Origin of the sequence: Dialister succinatiphilus YIT 11850 (assembly GCF_000242435.1) — a bacterium.
GTDB classification, from domain to species: Bacteria; Bacillota; Negativicutes; order Veillonellales; family Dialisteraceae; genus Dialister; species Dialister succinatiphilus.
The window spans coordinates 459,127-477,737 of the sequence record NZ_JH591187.1 but is presented as its reverse complement, the minus strand read 5'-3'; the positions used below and the strand labels follow the sequence as shown (position 1 = coordinate 477,737).

The following is an 18,611-nucleotide window of genomic DNA, read 5'->3' as shown; positions in this document are numbered from 1 at the left end:
GTGTCATATGTGACACAATATCCAGTGCCACCTATTTTCTCGTTTCCCCTTGAGGGGAAGTCCCGCGAAGCGGGAAAGGGTGGTGCGCCCGGCATGGGTGTAATCTAATGGGTGAAAGTCCCTAGTGCGGTATGACCATAACAAGCACACAGCCAATGGCAAGGGGTCCACCGTGAGGTGGGGTCTGAAGGAAGCCGGAGGCAAAACCTTGGTCCGACGAATAGAAACTTTATACGAAGGCAGAGTCTGACAGGATGAGGCAGCCACCTATGCTGAAGTCCAACGATGGTCTTGGCCAGGCTTTGTAAATAAAGCGGATAGATGAGGTGAAAGATTACACTCTTACCCGGGGAGGTCTCATGGACGTCAAAGCAGTGATAGGTCGTATATCTGGACCGGGCGGAGACGGTTGGAAAAGATTTGTCATGAGAAGTCAGCAGAGGTCATAGTACCGCAAAAGCGGAAAGGACCGAACAATTCCGGCCAAAGTAAATCATGAAAGGAGGAACGTGTGATGAAAACAGAATACAGTTTACAAACTGGCTACCGGTTGGAAAATAGTGGAACTGACGAAGATACAACAAGGAGCGTCGAGCACGGTCCTCGGGAAATGGAAGAAATGGCAAGCAGAATCACACTGGAGCGCATTGTGAACAGAGGTAATCTCTACGATGCCTATCAGCGAGTAAAAGCCAATAACGGGGCACCCGGCATAGACAATATGACTGTGAAGGAATACCCCGAATGGTACGCAGAGCATGGAGAGGAATGGATTGCAAGTATCCTGAACGGAACCTACAAGCCACTCCCTGTGCGGCGAGTAGAAATCCCGAAGGACAACAAAGGAGGAAAGAGGAAGCTTGGAATACCCATTGTTAAAGACAGAGTATTACAACAGGCGACCGCACAAATCCTCATGCCCTTCTATGAGTGCAAATTTGCAGAATGCAGTTTTGCATACCGGCCTCATAGAGGGGCCCGGCAGGCAATGGAAGTGGTAAAGCGGAGTGTAGAAGAAGGATATGAATACGCATGCGTACTCGACCTTTCTAAATACTTCGACACCATCAACCATGAACTGCTGATGAATATGCTGAGACAGGACATTTCGGATAAAAGAGTCATCGAACTCATCAAGAAATTTCTGAAAAGCGGAGTCATGGTCAAGGGATTGAAACAACGCACAGAAGAAGGCTCACCGCAAGGTGGGAACCTGTCCCCATTGCTGGCAAATATCTATCTGACTCCATTCGACAAAGAGTTTGAGGGGAGAGGCGTACGTATCGTCAGATACGCCGACGACATCCTCATACTGGCCAAAAGCCAAAGAGCGGCAGAAAGACTGCTGAAAAGCAGTACTAAGTATCTGGAAACCCGGCGGAGGCTTAAGGTAAACAGAGAAAAGAGCAAAGCAATCAGCATCTATAAAACGCCGGACTTTAAATTTCTTGGATTCTCGGTGACCAAAAGAGGGAAAGAGGTTAAACTAATGCCTCATCCGAACTCAGTAGCCAAGTTGAAGAGGAAATTGAAAAGTCTGACAGGTCGTAGCAAAGGCAGGGGCGCAAGAGAGATTATCCACAAAACGAATGAATATAATCGTGGATGGGTTGGCTATTATGGAATAGCAGACCTGACACGGATAGCAGGTCTTGATGGATGGGTAAGGTCTCGTATACGAATGTGCATATGGAAGCAGTGGAAGAACATATCCACACGGATAGATGCACTGCTCCGACTGCATGTTCCATGGAGACTTGCATTCAAGTGGGGAAAGAGTCAGAAAGGATACTGGCGCATAGCTCATAGCCAGATAATGATGACTTCAGTGACAAACAGGATACTGGAGAAAGCTGGATTCATCGGTCTAAAACAATGCTATGAGAATATAATCTGCCCAAGGAATTGAACCGCCGTATACCGAACGGTACGTACGGTGGTGTGAGAGGGATGAATAATCTCTACTCGATTACGGGTTTGAGCAGGGATATGACACTCTATCATTTTCCTCACCGCCAATCGGCGGCCCCCTGAGCGGAGCGACGCGCAAAATGTAGTGAGTCGTTTCCTCTTTAGGGCGATAAGACATAGAATAAGAATATCATAATCATTCTTACCCTCGTCCACCCCTTCGCCACTTCGTGGCCCTCTTCCCCTAAAGGGGACGCAAGAACGTTACGGGATTTACTTTCAGTGTCCCCAATAAAAAACCGCCTTTCGGCGGATTTTTTATTTGTCTGTATTGGCGACGTAGCCTTTTTCTGCGGCTTCTACGGCCAGGCCGACCAGGTTTTTATGGCCTGTTTTGGCAAGCATGTTGCTTACGTGGAAGCTCACGGTGCTTCGGGAGATGTGGAGGGTGTCGGCGATTTCCTGGTAGGATTTGTTTCTGCATACCAGGCGGAGGATATCCAGTTCTCTTTTGGTGAGGCGGGCGTGATGGAGGCCGAAGGTGGTTCGTTCTTTCACGTCGGGGAAGAGGTGCTCTCCTTTAAGGGTGCGTTCCATGGTGTCCACGAAGTCGGCGGCGCTGCTTTCTTTGTAGATGAAGCTGTCTGCTCCTGCCTCGCGGGCCATTTCCACGAAATGGACGTCAGCGAAGCCGGTCATGATGATGATTTTCTGCCTGGGAAGTGCTTTTTTGATGCGTCTGGTAACTTCAATGCCGCTGGTACGGCCTTCCATGCAGATATCCATGAGGATGATGTCGGGCTGCAGAACCTGGGCGGCCACTTCTGCCACTTCGGAGAGCTGCAGGATTTTCACGACTTCGATTTTTCCCGTTTTTTCAAATAGATGGAGCAGGCCTTCCAGCAGGATCCTCTGGTCATCTACAATCATTACCCGTATCATAGGACACCCCCCTTTTCTTTATCATATCATAGAAAAGGCAGGCGTCAATTTTAAAATTTTCTACCGTTTATGAGGAAAGGCTGTCGTTGACGGGAATAGTGACTTTGAGGATAAAGGGGCATCCGGTGGTGTATGCCATGGTGCCCTTTTCTTTTTCTACCCTGGTTCTGATGGAGGAAAGTCCTCCGCCTTCTTTCAAGGGGCCGCTGCTGCCCGTGCCGTTGTCGGTGACGGTCATGGCATAGCGATTTTCTTCTTCGAAGGTCACTGTGATTTCATCTGCTTTGCCGTGGATAATGGCGTTTACCGCCGCTTCCCGGAGGATTTCCACGAAAAGGCTGCCCTTTGCACCTTCAGGAAGTTTTCCCTTGATATGAAATCGGATGCCCAGGCTTTCATAGGTGCCAAGGAGTTCTGTGAGGATGAGGTCCGGTTTCACTTTGATTTCTTTTTCCATGTCTTCCAGGAGGCGGGAGAGCATGCGGCCTATGGAACCGTAGTTTTTATAGTCCCTGTTGTTCAGGATCTGCTGGAGGCAGCTGATACGCTGGCCCATCATGTCGTGGATTTTGAAACGGATGGTGCGGAGGGCTTCTCTGCTTTCCAGGGGCACCAGTATGTCCAGCAGATCTTTCATTTTTTCGTTCTGTTTCCGCAGGGCTTCATTCTTTTCGTAGAGCTGCCGGTTCATCTGTTCCAGTTCCGTAATATCAGCGGCGGTGATCTGCCATCCGAAGCCGGTGGGTGTGGTGAAGGGTTCTCTGGTGAATCGGATGATTCTGCCATCTTCAAGGCGGCAGATGATTTCATCTTTCTCTTCAAAGATTTCCCCTCTTTTCCCTATTTCCTCCCAGAAAAGGCGGCCGTTGGCCACATTTTTTCCAAGGATGTCCGCCATGTACTGCTTCATGGCGTTATTGATGAGCACCGGCTCTCCTCCTTCCCGGGTAAGGAAGATGCCTTCGGGCATTTTATTGATGGCTTCTTCTATGGCAAGGCTGGTGAGGCCTTCATGGTATTGGCGGTAGGACTGGGAAATGAGGACAGCCTCCCTTACATTGCATATGAGGAGCATGAGCATCAGGTTTAAGGGAAGGATGCTGTCCAGAAGAGGAAGGATGAGGAAGGAGGCGGCGGAGAGAATATAATTTCTTTTGTCCTCTTTTCCGCCGTATAGAAAAAGGGCTGAGGTAAGGACTACCAGCACCGTCCTCAGCGCTTCATGGTATGTCATCATGGTAACGCCGGTGCTGTGACCGTCCATGCCGTCATGGAGAAGGTCAAAAATCAGGAGAAGCACCAGGAGCTGCGCCCCTTCCACCAGTCTCTGCCTGGTATTTTGAAAAGAAGGAAGGGGGCTCTGGTAATAAACAAGGAAGGACTCCGCTGCCAGAGAGAGGAATGTCCAGAGGGTCAGGGCGATGAGCCAGGAGTCCGGCAGTATGTACAGATTAGCCATGGTCCTTCTCCTTTCTCCCGGTTTTCTCTTCAGGATATGTGATGCAGATTTCCGCGCAGAGGCTGTATCCAAGGTCCCTGGTGCCTATGGATATACCATCTTTCGTGAACCGACTGTCCCTTTCCATATCCTTCATGAAAGATTCCACCCAGTAAGATTCTCCTGCCATCAGGGAGAGACGGCTGCCATGGGGATGGACATCCAGATGGCAGGAAATATGAACCGCCCCGGCCAGGACTGCACCTTCCAGGTATTCTTCCAGAAAATCATAGAAGGTAAGGACAGAAGAGGCAGGAAGGATGCCCACCGCCCCTTCGGAATGAAGGACGGCACGGATGCCCCGGGGAGAGAGGTAGCGGAACAGTTCTTCCGCTGCCATTTGGAAATCCCGGCAGTCCACCTTTCCACCTTCCGCTCCTTTGAGGAAAAGGATGCACCGCCTTTTTACATAGCAGGCCAGCACATTCAGCCGGAATACCGCTTCGTCCGCCTCGTTTCCCGGCCGGGCATGCTGCAGGAAAGAGGCATGACGAAGGATGAGACGGCTTTTTCTCTTCACAATGGTTTCCAATTCTCTATAAATCTTCCATTCCGCAGCCAAACGGATATAGGAACGCCTGAGGGCACCTTCCTTTTCCAGCATGTCCGCTGTGCGGCGAAGGGCCTGATTCACAAGGCCCATCTGCCGCCTTTTTTCCCTGATTTCCTTCACATTTCGATACCAAAGGGCTGTCCCGCCCTGCACCGGAAGAATCTTCACTTCACAGTCCTCTTTCCTCATTCTTGGTCCTACGGAGTGATACAGGGTCCTCCCCCTGCTGTCTGTGATGGCAAGGGCCAGGGAAGAATAGTTGAAGAAATCTTCATAGCTGCCGTTTCCTTCTATCATATGGGAGTCAATCATCCATTCTATCCACAGGAAGAAGGAGAAGATAGTAATCAGTGTAAAGTCGGTAGCCACAGCCACTTTCATGCCCAGGGCATAGGCGGCCACATAAAGAAGGTAGAGAATAAGCTCTGCCACCGGCAGAAAGATTTTTATATTTCCCACATGGTTTTTCACTGCCCTGCGGATAAGGTAGAACACCAGGACCAGCAGCTCTCCTGCATAAGCCGCCGAGAGGGCATAGTATCCCCACCGATAGATATGGATATCCGGGGCGCTTGGAAGGCCTTCAGGAAATGAAAAGGCAGCGCCGTGAAAATCATTGGTCATAATCACAAGGGCCAGCGACACATTCAGGAGCGCCGTCCCCTTCAGCCACAAAGGCCAGCTGCCTTGCCCCCGGCCTCTGGAGCCGGTTACAGCCAGACAAAGAATGAGAGTGGTCAGAAGAGCCATATATACATAGTAGGAATACCAGTTATACCGGCGTATGGTGATCATTTCCACAGGAAGAGCGGCAATGATACTGCGGAAAAAAAGCCAGAAGAAGCAGAGAATCACCATGAAAAGGATGATCCACTCCCCTTCCGTCCCCTTCATACGCCTTCGAAGGCGCCTGCCCCAGATAATCGTCAGAAAAAGCATGGAAAAATAGAGTATATGATTGGGAATGGAGACCAGTGCATACAGGGAATAGGGCGCCAGGATCTTAAATTTCAAATAATAGCCTGCATCATCCATTTCCTTAAGGAAACCGGCCGTTTCCTCGTAGCGGATGGTCCTTCCGTGATAGCTCTGTGAATAGCCCTCCTGCCAGAGACGGCTCTCTATCTGCTTTTCATTGAGGAGAAGAGGCTCCCTGGAAAGAAGTCCTTTCTTGAAAGACAGGGTCCCCCTCTTTGGATATACCAGATGAAAAGGCCTGCCTTCCCAAACCCAGCGCCTCGCCTCCACATCGGGAACAATATACACATCCGCTTCCTCACGGCGGCTGGTCTGCAGGTAATAGCCAGGCGCATAGCGGGCATCCAGTCGAAGACGTCCCTCCTGATGTATCTTTTTCAAAGCCTCGACTCCGGCAGACAGATCCATTTCACCGGAAAGGCCATAGGAAAAGCTCATCATGGAAAGATCCCTGGTCACCGTATCCACCGGAATTCCTACGGTCAGCGGATACACTGTCAGATCTTTCCAGTCCTTCACCTCATAGGGAATCCCGTCTGCCACCGCCAGCACCATGGTCACCGTATAGTGGGGATACCAGTACAGAGGCATGATCCGGTTTGTCATAAGAGATCGGGCCTGGAAATCGTAGGTCTCCACCGCTGCCACATCGTCCTGATTCATGATTTCAAGCACATAGCTGCTGTTCTTCCTCACATGGAAAGAAGAAAGCCCCTCCTCCATGGACAGCACTTTCCCGTATCCGTCCCCCAGCCTGCCGTCATACACAATATCCATGGCCATAGCCAGAGGGGAAAGAAGAAATAAAAGCAGGGCTATGCAAAAGGCCATTCTCCCAAAAATCCATTCCTTCCTCATGGTCTCCCTCCCTGTGTAAGGCAAGTAAAACACTCTCTGATATTTTAAGTATAGCAGAAAAAAAGAAGAAAAAAACTGTACTTTAGTACAGGGATGGGCACGCCCTTTCGGGCGTGAGGGTTCAGAGGGAAGGGTTCTTAAGATTGACCGGCCCTTTCAGGCCGGAGGGTTCTTAAGTTTGACGGGCCCTTTGGGCCCGAGGGTTGCGGATTGCCCTTACGGGCAATGCTTATAAAGTCAGCGTTACGGGATTTACTTTTAGTGTCATATGACATAATAAGCATTCTGCTGACTGGCTCGCTGCGCTCGCCTCCCCCTTTCCGGCTGCGCCGGACTTCCCCCGCAGGCGGGAGCAGAACAACCCGTGCTTAAAGTAGAGCGATTTATGAGTACATGGCTTCGCGGAGTTTTGTAGTGCCCCCGCTTGCGGGGGAAAGGTGGTGGCGCAGCCACCAAAGGGGGATTGCATTTTCTCGCCCGCAGGGCGGTTGTCAAGATTTTATCATAAGAGGGCGCCTTCTATAATTTAAAGGCGCCCACCACAACCCTCAGCGGCATGGCCGCTGTCAAACTTAAGAACCCTCGGGGCGATAGCCCCGTCAAACTTTAGAACCCTCAAGCTCCAAAGGGGGCTTGTCCATAAGAAGCCAGCGTTACGGAACTGGCCCTTCTGTGTCATATGGCATGATGAGCATTCTGGTGATTAGCCGCTACGCGCCTCCCCCTTCCCGGCTGCGGCTTCCATAAAAAAACAGCCCTCCCGCAGGAGAGCTGTTTTTTATTTCATCATTACCAGAGGCGGACAGCCGGTTTGGGGTCGCCGAAACGGTGGATGGTGTCTACAAAACGGACGGTACCGGTTTTGTAGCGGAGGACCAGGGTAGAGGTTCTTGCGCCGCCGCCGAAGTAGCGGACTCCTCTCAGCATGGCGCAGTCGGTGATGGCTGTTTCGGAGAAGATGCAGTCGTCGCCTTTGACCAGGTCATCCAGTGTGAGGACTTTGTTGGGGTCGTCAATGCCCATGGCATGGAGCCGTTTCACTTCTTCTTCCGTATGGGGAAGGAGTTTGGCCTGCATATCGCCGCCCAGGCATTTGAGGCCTACCGCAGAAAGGACGCCTTCCGGCGCACCGCCGGAGCCAAGTACCATGTGGATGCCGCTTCCCTGGATGCCGCAGTCGATGGAGGGGACTACGTCGCCGTCAGTGATGAGGCGGATGCGGGCACCGGCCGCTCTGGCTTCGCGGATAATCTTTTCATGTCTTTCCCGGTCCAGAATGACAACAGTAAGGTCGGAAATTTCACGATCCATGGCATCAGCCACGTTTTTCAGGTTTTCAGTCACCGATGCATTGATATCGATGCGGCCTTTCGCACGGGGGCCTACGCAGATTTTCTGCATGTACATATCCGGTGCATGAAGCAGGCAGCCTTTGGGCGCAATGGCCAGTACGGCAATGGCGCCATTCTGTCCCTTGGCTACCAGGTTGGTGCCTTCCACGGGATCTACAGCAATATCCACTTCTTCTCCGCCGGCACCTACATGTTCGCCGATATAGAGCATGGGCGCTTCATCGATTTCCCCTTCGCCGATGACTACGGTACCGGAAACGGGAGTCTTGGCAAACTGTTCATGCATGCCGTCCACAGCAGCCTGGTCAGCGCCTTCCTTATCGCCTACGCCCATGAGGCGGCCGCTCCGAAGAGCTGCCTGTTCCGTGATTCTTACAAATTCCATAGAAAGTTGTCTGTTCATTGTATGCCTCCACAATAGTATACTTTCTCTTTCACAGTTGTTCTTATTGTATCACATTTAAAAGAAAAATGGAGTATACATTTATTATTTTTTTATTGGGGCCGCGGAGCGGCCCGGGTTCAGAAGGTTCAAAGGGTTGTGGAAAAAGGTTCTTAGGATTGACCGGCCTGACGGCCGGAGGGTTCTTAAGTTTGACGGCCCTTCGGGCCCGAGGGTTGTGGTATCGCCCTTACGGGCGATGAGTATTATAATGCCGCCTTTCGGCGGTCACGTCCACATCGAGTATCATAATCATTCTTACCACCGTCCACCCCTTCGCCACTTCGTGGCCCTCTTCCCCTAAAGGGGACGCAAGAACGTTACGGGATTTACTTTCAGTATCATATAACATGATAAGCATTCTGGTGAATTATCTGCCTTCGGCAGATACACCCCCTATCCGGCTGCACCGGACTTCCCCCGCAAGCGGGGGCAGAATAGGTTTCTATGCTTTCCTGCAGAGACATGGCTCCATAGCTAAGCACCCATAGTGCCCCCTCGAAGAGGGGGAAAGGTGGTGGCGCCAGCCACCAAAGGGGGATTGCATTTCCTCGCCCGCAGGGCGGTTGTATGGTTTTATACAAACTGGCGCCTTCTATCAATTCATAGGCGCCCTACAACAACCCTCGCGCCAGAGGCGCGTCAAACTTAAGCCCCTTAAGAACCTTCGGCCCAGCGGGCCGTCAACCCTCAAGCCCCATAGGGGCTTGTCCATATAAAAAACCTGCCCCGAAGAGCAGGTTTTTATTTTATCCCAGAATATCCAGCAGTTCGGCAACACCTTTTTTGCCGAAGTGAATGTCTTTGTCATTGACGATGAGACAGGGGACGCTCATGATGTTGTATTTGTTCTGGAGGTCCGGATAGTGGGCCAGGTCATAGACGTGGACTGTGACTTTATCGCTGGCGGCGGCGATGCGTTCTGCCGCGGCTACCAGGTCGGGGCACATGGTGCAGGAGAGGGAGACGGCAATGGTCACGTCTTTCTTATCCTGAATGGCAGCAATGCGCTTTTCATTATCTTCACCTATATCCTGTCCTGGACCGGCGGTATTGTACATGGCCAGGATGAAAGAGTTGAATTCATGACCGCCGGGGACGCCGTGGAAGTAGAGGCCTGCTTCGGTGCCGTCGTTTCTGACAATGGAGATGGTGTGTTCCAGTCCCGGCTCAGCGTTTTTCATTTCATAGGACACCTTATCGGAAAGGGATGCCAGTTCTTTCAGGAGCTTTTCATCTTCGTAGGAAAGTTCGCTATCGTCTTTGTAGAGACGAAGGGTAATTGGCTTTTCGAAGCGGTCCAGCACCGGCTTCAGGGCTCCTCTGGTATCGTCGTCCAGGAAGGCACCTTCTTCTGCTTTCGCTGCCTCTGCTTTGGGTTCCTCTTTGGGTTCTATTTTCTTCACGTAGGTCCGTTTCATGTGAAGTTTTCTGTACTGGCTGCCCAGGTATTTTTCCAGGGAAGTAGCTGCCACGGCACCATCAGATACGGCGGTCACCACCTGGCGGAGGTTTTTCACGCAGATATCTCCGGCAGCATAGACGCCATCAATATTTGTTTTCTGGTCCCGGTCGGTAATGACATAGCCCTGGGGATTCAGGTCCACTTTGCCCTGGAGAAGGCCGTTTTCCGGCGCATAGCCTACAAAGACGAAGACACCGTAGAAATCGCCGTCATCTGCAGTATACACCGTTTCTTCACCGGTTTTCCTGTCTTTCAGTACTACCCGGCGGACAGCGCTGTCCCCTTCCACCTTTTCCACCTGGGTGTGGTAGAGAATGGTAACCTGGGGATGTTCTTTCAATTCTTCCACGGCAGCGGAGTCGATGGAGAAATCATCTCCCCGGATAACCATGATAATCTTCTTTCCGTACTTTGTGAGGAAGAGGCCCTCTTCCACAGCTGCATAACCGCCGCCAATGACGAAGATAGTGCGGCCGGTGAAAAATTCGCCGTCGCAGGTAGCACAGTAGGCTACGCCATGGCCCCGGAATTCTGTTTCTCCCGTAAAGCCTGCCAGTCTGGGATGAGCGCCGCCGGCATAAATGATACCGAGAGCTTTGAAGTCGCCGCGGCTGGTATGGACGGTCTTATAGTCTCCTTCCAGTTCAAGGCCTGTCACATCAGCAGAGAGAAATTCGGCGCCGAAGGCTTTAGCCTGTCGGATCATTTCAGAAGTCAGTTTCTCACCGCTGGTATGGAAAATGCCGGGGTAGTTGACAACTTCCGATGTAATGGTAATCTGGCCGCCCATCTTTTCTTTTTCGATGACCAGCACATGAAACCGTGCCCTTGCCATATAAATAGCGGCGGAGAGCCCTGCCGGTCCTCCGCCTACTATTATGGCATCATAAACTGTATCCATGATGCCTCCTGAAATTATAACTTGCCAACCAGATCAAAGGACGGTTTCAGGGTCTTTTCGCCCGGATGCCATTTAGCGGGGCATACTTCATCGCCGTGTTCGTAAACAAACTGAGCAGCTTCTACCTTGCGAAGAAGTTCATCAGCATTGCGGCCGATGTTGCCTGCGCTGACTTCATAAAGCACTACTTCACCCTTCGGGTTGATAACAAAGGTGCCTCTTTCGGTGAGACCTTCCGCTTCGATATAGATGTCCAGATCCTTGGACAGCTTGCCAGTGGGGTCGCCGATCATGGGGAATTCTACCTTGCCGATACGTTCGGAAGATTCATGCCATGCTTTGTGAACGAAATGGGTATCGCAGGATACGGAGTAGATTTCGCATCCGATTTTCTTGAATTCATCATATTTGTTCTGGAGATCTTCCAGTTCTGTGGGGCATACAAAGGTAAAGTCTGCCGGATAGAAGAAGAGAACGCTCCACTTGCCAATGAGGTCCTTGTCGCTTACATCGATGAAATCACCGTTCTGATAAGCTTTTACCTGGAATTCGCTGATTTTCTTACCGTTTAAAGACATAATTGTTTCCTCCTTGGAAATATATAATACTGAATTTGCTCGCCACTGTATTCATGATTGGCGAAGCATATTTAACTTTCTGAAAGTATTATATCATGCATATCTGTAAATTTCAATATGGTTTTGGTAAGAAAAAAGAAAAGTTTATAAACACGCCCTGTGGGCGTGAGGGTTGACGGGGCTTCGCCCCGAGGGTTGTGGCCGCCTGACGGCGGCGGGTTGTGCAGAAGGGTTGCGGAAAAGGTTCTTAGGATTGATGGGCCCTTTCGGGCCCAAGGGTTCTTAAGTTTGACGGGGCCTTTGGCCCCGAGGGTTGTGGATTGCCGCTCTGCGGCAATGCTTATAAAGTCAGCGTTATGAGGGAGGGTTCCTAAGATGGACCGGCCCTATGGGCCGGAGGGTTCTTAAGTTTGACGGCCCTTCGGCCCGAGGGTTGTGGTATCGCCCTACCGGGCGATGAGTATTATAATGCCGCCTTTCGGCGGTCACGTCCACATCGAGTATCATAATCATTCTTACCCTCGTCTACACCGACTTCGCTGGATGGCGTCTCACTGGATTCGCGGGTCGCTTCTCTCCCCTATGAATCCAGTTCGCTTGCACACCCTTCGCCACTTCGTGGCCCTCTTCCCCTAAAGGGGACGCAAGGAGCGTTACGGGATTGGCTGTCTGTGTCATATATGACACAATATCCAGTGCCACCTATTTTCTCGTTTCCCCTTGAGGGGAAGTCCCGCGAAGCGGGAAAGGGTGTACGGGTTTGAGCAGGGATATGACACTCTATCATTTTCCTGACCGCCAATCGGCGGCCCCCTGAGCGGAGCGACGCGCAAAATGTAGTGAGTCGTTTCCCCTTTAGGGGGCAATGAGTATTATAATGCCGCCTTTCGGCGGTCACGTCCATATCGAGTGTCATAATCATTCTTACCCTTGTACATCCCTTCGCCACTTCGTGGCCCTCTTCCCCTAAAGGGGACGCAAGAACGTTACGGGATTGGCTTTTCTGTGTCATAGGGCTTGATTGGCATTCTGGTGATTAGCCGCTACGCGGCTCCCCCTTATCCGGCTGCGCCGGACTTTCTCCACGGGAAAGCGTGTCACACGATTCTCAGGTCGCTTTGCTCCCTTACGAATCGTGTTCCCTTGCCACCCCATCCGGGGGACAGAATAAAGCTCTGAAAAGCAGTCCTTTCATAAGCAGCTCACTAAATCTCTCCCCCCCTTCTCTTAAGAATCTAAAAAACCTCCCTTTCGGGAGGCTTTTTCACAGTATGTATTTCTTCAGAAGGTAGACCACAGCTCCTGCCACCAGGACGATGGCGCCGCCTACTACGATAAAGTAGGCAGCGGCTATGGCCAGCATGAGGAAGATGGCGGCACAGGCCACAAGGCCCAGGGCGAAGAGGGCTTTTTTCCAGAAGGGAATATTTTTAAGGCTGAAGCGGCGGATGTGGATGGTGTATCCGTACTCTTCTTCCTGTTTCTCTTCTTTTCCGTCTTCGTTCAGGGTAAGGCCCTCATAGTCATGGACGTCGTCTCTGCTCATGACTCTCGGTTCTTCGTGAACGCCGGTGTCTTCCTTTGTTTTGTCGGTGTCATTCATAAGGATTGCAGTTTCTTATTTAACAGTTCGTTGATGACTCTTGGGTTGGCTTTGCCTTTGGTGGCTTTCATGATCTGGCCTACCAGAGCGCCGACGGCTTTTTTCTTGCCTGCCTTGAAGTCTTCCACGGCTTTGGGGTTCTTTCCTACCACTTCGTCTACCAGCTTCGAAAGTTCAGCGGTATCGGAAATCTGGACGAGGCCCTGGGCTTTGACGATTTCTTCCGGATTTCCGCCTTCTTTCCACATGGTGGCAAAGACTTTCTTAGCGATTTTACCGGAAATGGTGCCCTTGGAAATCAGTTTCAGAAGGGCTGCCAGGTTTTCAGCGCTCACGGGAGCTTTGGCAATTTCGATACCATCAGTAGAGAGCTGGCTGGCGAATTCGCCCATGAGCCAGTTCACGCAGGCTTTGGGATCAGCACCGGCGTCTACAGCTGCTTCGAAGTAGTCGGCAGTGGCTTTGTCGTTGGTCATGAAGACAGCATCTTCAGAGGAGAGGCCGAATTCTTTCATGTATCTTTCTTTTCTGGCATCCGGCAGTTCCGGCAGGGATTTGCGGATGTTTTCGATGTATTCATCGCTTACGGTGAAAGGTACCAGGTCCGGTTCCGGGAAGTAGCGGTAATCGTTGGCTTCTTCCTTGGTACGCATGCTCTTGGTGACCCCTTCTTTTTCATCCCATGTACGGGTTTCCTGTACCACTTTGCCGCCGTCTTCCAGCAGTTCTGCCTGACGCATGGCTTCGTATTCGATGGCTCTTTCTACGCCTTTGAAGGAGTTGATGTTCTTGATTTCTGTCTTGGTACCCAGTTCTTTCTGACCTACCGGGCGGACAGAAACGTTGGCGTCGCAGCGCAGGCTTCCTTCTTCCATACGGCAGTCGGAAATACCCACATACTGGAGGATAGCCCTCATTTTTTCCATGTAGGCCACTGCTTCTTTGGCAGAGCGCATATCCGGTTCCGATACGATTTCAAGGAGCGGGGTGCCTGTGCGGTTGTAGTCCACCAGGGAGTAGTCGGAGTCGGTAATGGAGGTGCCGTGATGCACCAGTTTCCCTGCATCTTCTTCCATGTGAGCCCGGGTAATGCGGATCCGTCTCTTCTCCCCTTCCACTTCTACGTCCAGGTAACCATGTTCGCAGATAGGCAGATCAAACTGGGAAGTCTGGAAGTTTTTGGGAAGATCCGGGTAATAGTAATTTTTACGGTCAAATTTGCTGAAACGGGAAATTTCACAGTTCAGCGCAAGTCCTGCTCTCACCGCATATTCCAGCACTTTCTTATTCAGTACCGGAAGGACTCCCGGCAGTCCCAGGCATACGGGGCATACGTTGGTATTGGGGTCTGCACCGAAGGATGTCCTGCAGCTGCAGAAAATTTTCGTTTTTGTCTGGAGTTCTGTATGAACTTCCAGGCCAATCACTGCTTCGTACTTCATTCCTTGATTTCTCCTTTCGGTGCGGTTCTTGTGAATTCCGGATGAGCCTGTTCAAAGGTGTAGGCTGCCTGGAGAATGGTTTCTTCTCCCAGAGTCCTGCCGATGAGCTGCATGCCCAGGGGGAGGTCATCTTTGAATCCTACCGGAATGCTGATGGACGGTGCGCCGATCAGGTTCACCGGAACGGTGCAGATATCTTCCATGTACAGGGACAGGGGATCCGAGAAAGCGCCGAATTTGAAGGAGGTGCCGGAAGCGGAAGGAGCGGCGATAACGTCACATTTCTTGAAGGCTTCGTCAAATTCCTGTTTCAGAAGGGTACGGACCTTCAAGGCCTTCAGGTAGTACGCATCGTAGTAGCCGGCAGAGAGAACGTAGTTGCCCAGCATGATACGCCGTTTCACTTCTTCGCCAAAGCCCTGGCTTCTGGTTTTGATATACATGTCGATGATATCTTTGCCTTCTGCGCGGAAACCGTAGCTGACGCCGTCATAGCGGGCCAGGTTGGAGCTGGCTTCTGCCGGGGCGATGATGTAGTACACCGATACGCCGCTGTTGATATGGGGAATGGAAACGTCCACGATTTCAGCGCCTTCCTTTTCATAGAAAGCAAGGGCCTTGTCGATGGCTTCCTTTGTTTCCGGTTTAATGCCTTTTCCGAAGAATTCCTTCGGCACGCCGATGCGCATGCCCTTCACATCCCGAACCAGGGCTTTTCTATAGTCCTTCTTTTCCTGGGGAATGGATGTGGAATCCCTTTCATCATGGCCTGCAATGGCATTCAGCACGATGGCAGCATCGGTAACGTCCTTCGTCAAAGGTCCGATCTGGTCCAGGGAGGAAGCAAAGGCCAGAAGGCCGTAGCGGGATACCAGGCCATAGGTAGGCTTCAGGCCTACAATGCCGTTGAAAGAAGCAGGCTGGCGAATGGATCCGCCGGTATCGGAGCCCAGAGACCAGATGGCTTCCGTAGCTGCCACAGCGGCAGCGGAACCGCCGGAGGAGCCGCCTGGCACATAGTCTGTATTCCAAGGATTACGGGACGGGCCGAAAGCAGACCTTTCCGTGGAAGAGCCCATGGCAAATTCATCCATGTTTGTCTTGCCCAGAGAAATGAAATCCTCTTTCTTCAGCTTTTCAATGACTGTGGCGTCATAGGGAGACACCCAGTGTTCCAGCATTTTGGACGCAGCGGTGCAGGTTTCTCCTTTGATGCACATATTATCCTTAATAGCTCCGGGGATGCCGGCCAGGTCAGAAATTTTCTCACCCTTAGCAATCTTCTCATCCACCCGAGCAGCCGTTTCAAGAGCCGCCTTGTCACTGGTGGAAAGGTAGGCATGAATGTCCCCTTCCACAGCGTCACGGTGAGCCATGATTTTCTTCGTCAGTTCTACAGCGGAGATTTCCTTCTTCACCAGCTGCTCATGGAGTTCATGAATCGTATAACCCACTCTATTTCCTCCTTAAATAATCTTGGGCACTTTGAAATAGCCGTCCTCAGCGTCCGGCGCGTTCATCAGTGCTTCCTCATTGGTAAACGATGTATGGGGAACGTCCTCCCGCATCACATTGTACTGCTCCACCGCATGAACCATAGGCGCCACATCGGTGGTGTCGTACTGATTCAGCTCTTCCATATAGGTCAGAATGCTGTTCATGGAATCACGCATCTTCTCCAGATCCTCCGGAGAGAATTCCAGGCGGGAAAGAAGGGCTATCTTCTTTGCTTCTTCGGTGGTAATTTTCATAGACACACTTCCTTAATCAATCATGATCTTAATCAAGCATTTATGATATAAAAAATCCTTTTCAATTATATCACACATGGAATAGGGCCGCTATGAGGCAGGGGGCCACTCTGTGGCCCGGGTTCATAGGGTTCACAGGGTTCAGAGGGTTCATAGGAAAAAGGTTCTTAAGATGGATGGGCCTTCGGCCCAAGGGTTCTTAAGTTTGACGGCCCTTCGGGCCGAGGGTTGTGGATTGCCCTTTGGGCAATGCTTATGAAGTCAGCGTTACGGGATTTGCTTTTCTGTGTCATAGGGCTTGATTGGCATTCTGGTGATTAGCCGCTGCGCTCGCCTCCCCCTTTCCGGCTTCTCCGGACTTCCCCCGCAAGCGGTGGCAGAACAACCCGTGCTTAAAGTAGAGCGACTTATGAGTACATGGCTTCGCGGAGCCTTGTAGTCCCCTGTGGAGGTCCTGCATAGGACCTCCAAGTGGGGCGAAGTAAGGCGCCTAGCCTGCCTATTAAGGCGCTTTCCTTTTGCCGCCCCACCGAACTGCGGTGGCAAGGGAACTGGATTCGCAAGGAGCCGTAGGCGACTGAGAATCCAGTGACACGCTTCCCAAAGGGGCGGAAAGGTGGTGGCGTAGCCACCAAAGGGGGATTGCATTTCCTCGCCCGTCAGGGCGGTTGTAAAGGTTTTTTCATAAGAGGGCGCCTTCTATAAATTTAACGGCGCCCACCACAACCCTCAGCGGCGAAGCCGCTGTCAAACTTAAGAACCCTCGGGGCGATAGCCCCGTCAAACTTTAGAACCCTCAAGCCCCTATGGGGCTTGTCCAAATGGCGCCCGAACCTTCAAGCCCGTCAGGGCTTGTCCCATTCTGTGTCATATTTCTTCTGCATATATAATTCCCTCAATGTGGCGTATCTTCTGGATGAAAAGTTCGTGTTCCCCGTGGTGAGGGACTTTGACGGTGAGGGTGGCTGCGGGAGACATGACGGATTCTCTTCTTTTATAAATGCTGAAGTTATATACTTTGACGCCTCGGTCCCGGAGTTCTGCAATCACCTGATGAATGGATGCCAGGTCTTTGAATTCAACGTAAAGGTCGAATTCCCGGGACCGGGCGCGGAGTTTCTTGTCCATGGGCTCCAGCACCCGAAGGATGAAGATAACAAAGAGAAGGGCCAGAATCGTGCCTTTGATAAAACCGATGCCTGCGGCAAGGCCGATGCCGGCACAGACCCACAGGCCGGCGGCGGTAGTGAGGCCTTTTACTTCATTTCGTCCGGTCACAATGATGGTGCCTACACCCAGAAATCCGATGCCGCTGATGACCTGGGCTCCCATACGGGCCAGATCCGTATTGGAGGAAGGGAAGGTACGGAAAATGAATTCATTCACAATCATGGACAAAGCGGCGCCGATACAGACCAAGGCATGGGTCTTTATACCGGCTCCTTTATTTTTATACTCCCTGTCCATGCCGATAATCACGCCGGCCAGGGTGGCCAAAAACAGACGGGCAGCAATGCCGCCCATGGTCCAGGACTGGCAGAATTCGATGAATGCATCCATGATAGCCCTCCTTTCTTATATTCCTATGATTCCTTAATCAACTGCCCTTCGAAGAGCTGCCAAAGCAGCGTAGAGTTCCTTAAAAGGATGGTCATTATCCTTCTCCGGCACCCAGCGGAAGAACCGTTCCCCCATGCGGAGCTCGCATCGGGTATACCGTTTGATAGGACCGTACTTTTCCCGCTCCCAGGCATCGGTATTCACTTCCATGGACTTGGTGTTTGTCACAAAATGGTTTTGAGGAATGGTTAGAATAAAGGCGGCAGCCTTGATGAAATGGTCCGCTGCCTCTTCGGGAATCTTTCCTGATTCCGTCACCGGCACCCCGCTTCGCCAGTCGCTTCTTTCAAAGGTGTGTCGGGCGAAATCAAAGACATAGTCAAACTGTCCTCCCTTCTCCGTAAGGTATCCGTCGGTTACGGAAAATCGGAATTTCATACGGCCCATCTCCTGCTCCGCTTTTTCCGGGCTTAATGCAGAAGAGGGAGCACTGTTTCCTATGCCTGCTTTCTTTGCTAAATCATCAAAATGGTATTCTGCCATGGATAGCTCCTTTCATAATGGACGCGCCTGCGGTGTGAGGGTTCAGGCGCCTTCGACGCCCGGGTTCAAAGGGTTCAGAGGGTTCAAAGGGAAGGTTCTTAAGATTGACCGGCCCTTTCGGGCCGGAGGGTTCTTAAGTTTGACGGGGCCTTTGGCCCCGAGGGTTGTGGTATCGCCCTCTTGGGCGATGAGTATAAAGTCAGCGTTACGTGCTTCGCCTTTCTTTCATATCGC

At 51.6% G+C, this 18,611-nt stretch carries 13 protein-coding genes; 1 reads left to right on the top strand and 12 read right to left on the bottom strand.

Annotated elements, in window-relative coordinates:
- Positions 1–514: 514 nt before the first annotated feature.
- Positions 515–1,909: a group II intron reverse transcriptase/maturase gene (gene ltrA, locus HMPREF9453_RS01980; protein ID WP_008858889.1), complete on the top strand. Its 1,395-nt coding sequence runs from the start codon at positions 515–517 to the stop codon at positions 1,907–1,909.
- Positions 1,910–2,229: 320 nt separating this feature from the next.
- On the opposite strand, the gene HMPREF9453_RS01975 is transcribed toward ltrA, so the two are convergent.
- The 12 genes from HMPREF9453_RS01975 to HMPREF9453_RS01920 all read right to left on the bottom strand — a co-directional run bounded on the left by HMPREF9453_RS01975 (position 2,230) and on the right by HMPREF9453_RS01920 (position 18,377).
- Positions 2,230–2,853: a response regulator transcription factor gene (locus HMPREF9453_RS01975; protein ID WP_008858888.1), complete on the bottom strand. Its 624-nt coding sequence runs from the start codon at positions 2,851–2,853 to the stop codon at positions 2,230–2,232.
- Positions 2,854–2,920: 67 nt separating this feature from the next.
- A complete protein-coding gene (locus HMPREF9453_RS01970; protein WP_008858887.1) occupies positions 2,921–4,312 on the bottom strand; it encodes a sensor histidine kinase in 1,392 nt (463 codons plus the stop codon).
- Positions 4,305–6,740 (bottom strand): hypothetical protein, encoded by a 2,436-nt coding sequence (locus HMPREF9453_RS01965; protein ID WP_008858886.1) that lies wholly within the window; start codon positions 6,738–6,740, stop codon positions 4,305–4,307. The genes HMPREF9453_RS01970 and HMPREF9453_RS01965 overlap by 8 nt, the downstream gene beginning before the upstream one ends.
- Positions 6,741–7,529: 789 nt before the next feature.
- A complete protein-coding gene (gene glpX, locus HMPREF9453_RS01960; protein ID WP_008858885.1) occupies positions 7,530–8,495 on the bottom strand; it encodes a class II fructose-bisphosphatase in 966 nt (321 codons plus the stop codon).
- A 788-nt stretch (positions 8,496–9,283) separates the two neighbouring features.
- On the bottom strand, positions 9,284–10,900 hold the full coding sequence (locus HMPREF9453_RS01955; protein ID WP_008858884.1) for an FAD-dependent oxidoreductase: 1,617 nt from the start codon (positions 10,898–10,900) through the stop codon (positions 9,284–9,286).
- Between the two features lie 14 nt (positions 10,901–10,914).
- Positions 10,915–11,478, bottom strand: coding sequence for an alkyl hydroperoxide reductase subunit C (ahpC, locus tag HMPREF9453_RS01950; protein WP_008858883.1), 564 nt, complete (start codon positions 11,476–11,478; stop codon positions 10,915–10,917).
- Between the two features lie 1,264 nt (positions 11,479–12,742).
- Positions 12,743–13,081, bottom strand: coding sequence for a hypothetical protein (locus HMPREF9453_RS01945; RefSeq protein ID WP_008858881.1), 339 nt, complete (start codon positions 13,079–13,081; stop codon positions 12,743–12,745).
- Positions 13,078–14,523, bottom strand: a complete 1,446-nt coding sequence (gene gatB, locus HMPREF9453_RS01940) for an Asp-tRNA(Asn)/Glu-tRNA(Gln) amidotransferase subunit GatB (protein ID WP_008858880.1) — start codon at positions 14,521–14,523, stop codon at positions 13,078–13,080. The genes HMPREF9453_RS01945 and gatB overlap by 4 nt, the downstream gene beginning before the upstream one ends.
- Positions 14,520–15,977, bottom strand: coding sequence for an Asp-tRNA(Asn)/Glu-tRNA(Gln) amidotransferase subunit GatA (gene gatA, locus HMPREF9453_RS01935; protein ID WP_008858879.1), 1,458 nt, complete (start codon positions 15,975–15,977; stop codon positions 14,520–14,522). Before gatA ends, gatB begins: the two co-directional genes overlap by 4 nt.
- 12 nt (positions 15,978–15,989) lie before the next feature.
- Entirely contained in the window at positions 15,990–16,274 is a 285-nt protein-coding gene (gene gatC / locus HMPREF9453_RS01930) for an Asp-tRNA(Asn)/Glu-tRNA(Gln) amidotransferase subunit GatC (RefSeq protein WP_008858878.1), read from the bottom strand.
- An 867-nt stretch (positions 16,275–17,141) separates the two neighbouring features.
- Positions 17,142–17,834, bottom strand: a complete 693-nt coding sequence (locus HMPREF9453_RS01925) for an MgtC/SapB family protein (protein ID WP_008858877.1) — start codon at positions 17,832–17,834, stop codon at positions 17,142–17,144.
- Positions 17,835–17,867: 33 nt separating this feature from the next.
- A complete protein-coding gene (locus tag HMPREF9453_RS01920) occupies positions 17,868–18,377 on the bottom strand; it encodes a hypothetical protein (protein ID WP_008858876.1) in 510 nt (169 codons plus the stop codon).
- Positions 18,378–18,611: the final 234 nt, after the last annotated feature.

Coding starts and splice junctions, on each gene's coding strand:
- HMPREF9453_RS01925 (WP_008858877.1), bottom strand. CDS start 17,834: ATGGATGCATTCATCGAATTCTGCCAGTCCTGGACCATGGGCGGCATT.
- ltrA (WP_008858889.1), top strand. CDS start 515: ATGAAAACAGAATACAGTTTACAAACTGGCTACCGGTTGGAAAATAGT.
- HMPREF9453_RS01975 (WP_008858888.1), bottom strand. CDS start 2,853: ATGATACGGGTAATGATTGTAGATGACCAGAGGATCCTGCTGGAAGGC.
- gatB (WP_008858880.1), bottom strand. CDS start 14,523: ATGAAGTACGAAGCAGTGATTGGCCTGGAAGTTCATACAGAACTCCAG.
- HMPREF9453_RS01965 (WP_008858886.1), bottom strand. CDS start 6,740: ATGAGGAAGGAATGGATTTTTGGGAGAATGGCCTTTTGCATAGCCCTG.
- ahpC (WP_008858883.1), bottom strand. CDS start 11,478: ATGTCTTTAAACGGTAAGAAAATCAGCGAATTCCAGGTAAAAGCTTAT.
- gatC (WP_008858878.1), bottom strand. CDS start 16,274: ATGAAAATTACCACCGAAGAAGCAAAGAAGATAGCCCTTCTTTCCCGC.
- HMPREF9453_RS01955 (WP_008858884.1), bottom strand. CDS start 10,900: ATGGATACAGTTTATGATGCCATAATAGTAGGCGGAGGACCGGCAGGG.
- HMPREF9453_RS01970 (WP_008858887.1), bottom strand. CDS start 4,312: ATGGCTAATCTGTACATACTGCCGGACTCCTGGCTCATCGCCCTGACC.
- glpX (WP_008858885.1), bottom strand. CDS start 8,495: ATGAACAGACAACTTTCTATGGAATTTGTAAGAATCACGGAACAGGCA.
- HMPREF9453_RS01945 (WP_008858881.1), bottom strand. CDS start 13,081: ATGAATGACACCGACAAAACAAAGGAAGACACCGGCGTTCACGAAGAA.
- HMPREF9453_RS01920 (WP_008858876.1), bottom strand. CDS start 18,377: ATGGCAGAATACCATTTTGATGATTTAGCAAAGAAAGCAGGCATAGGA.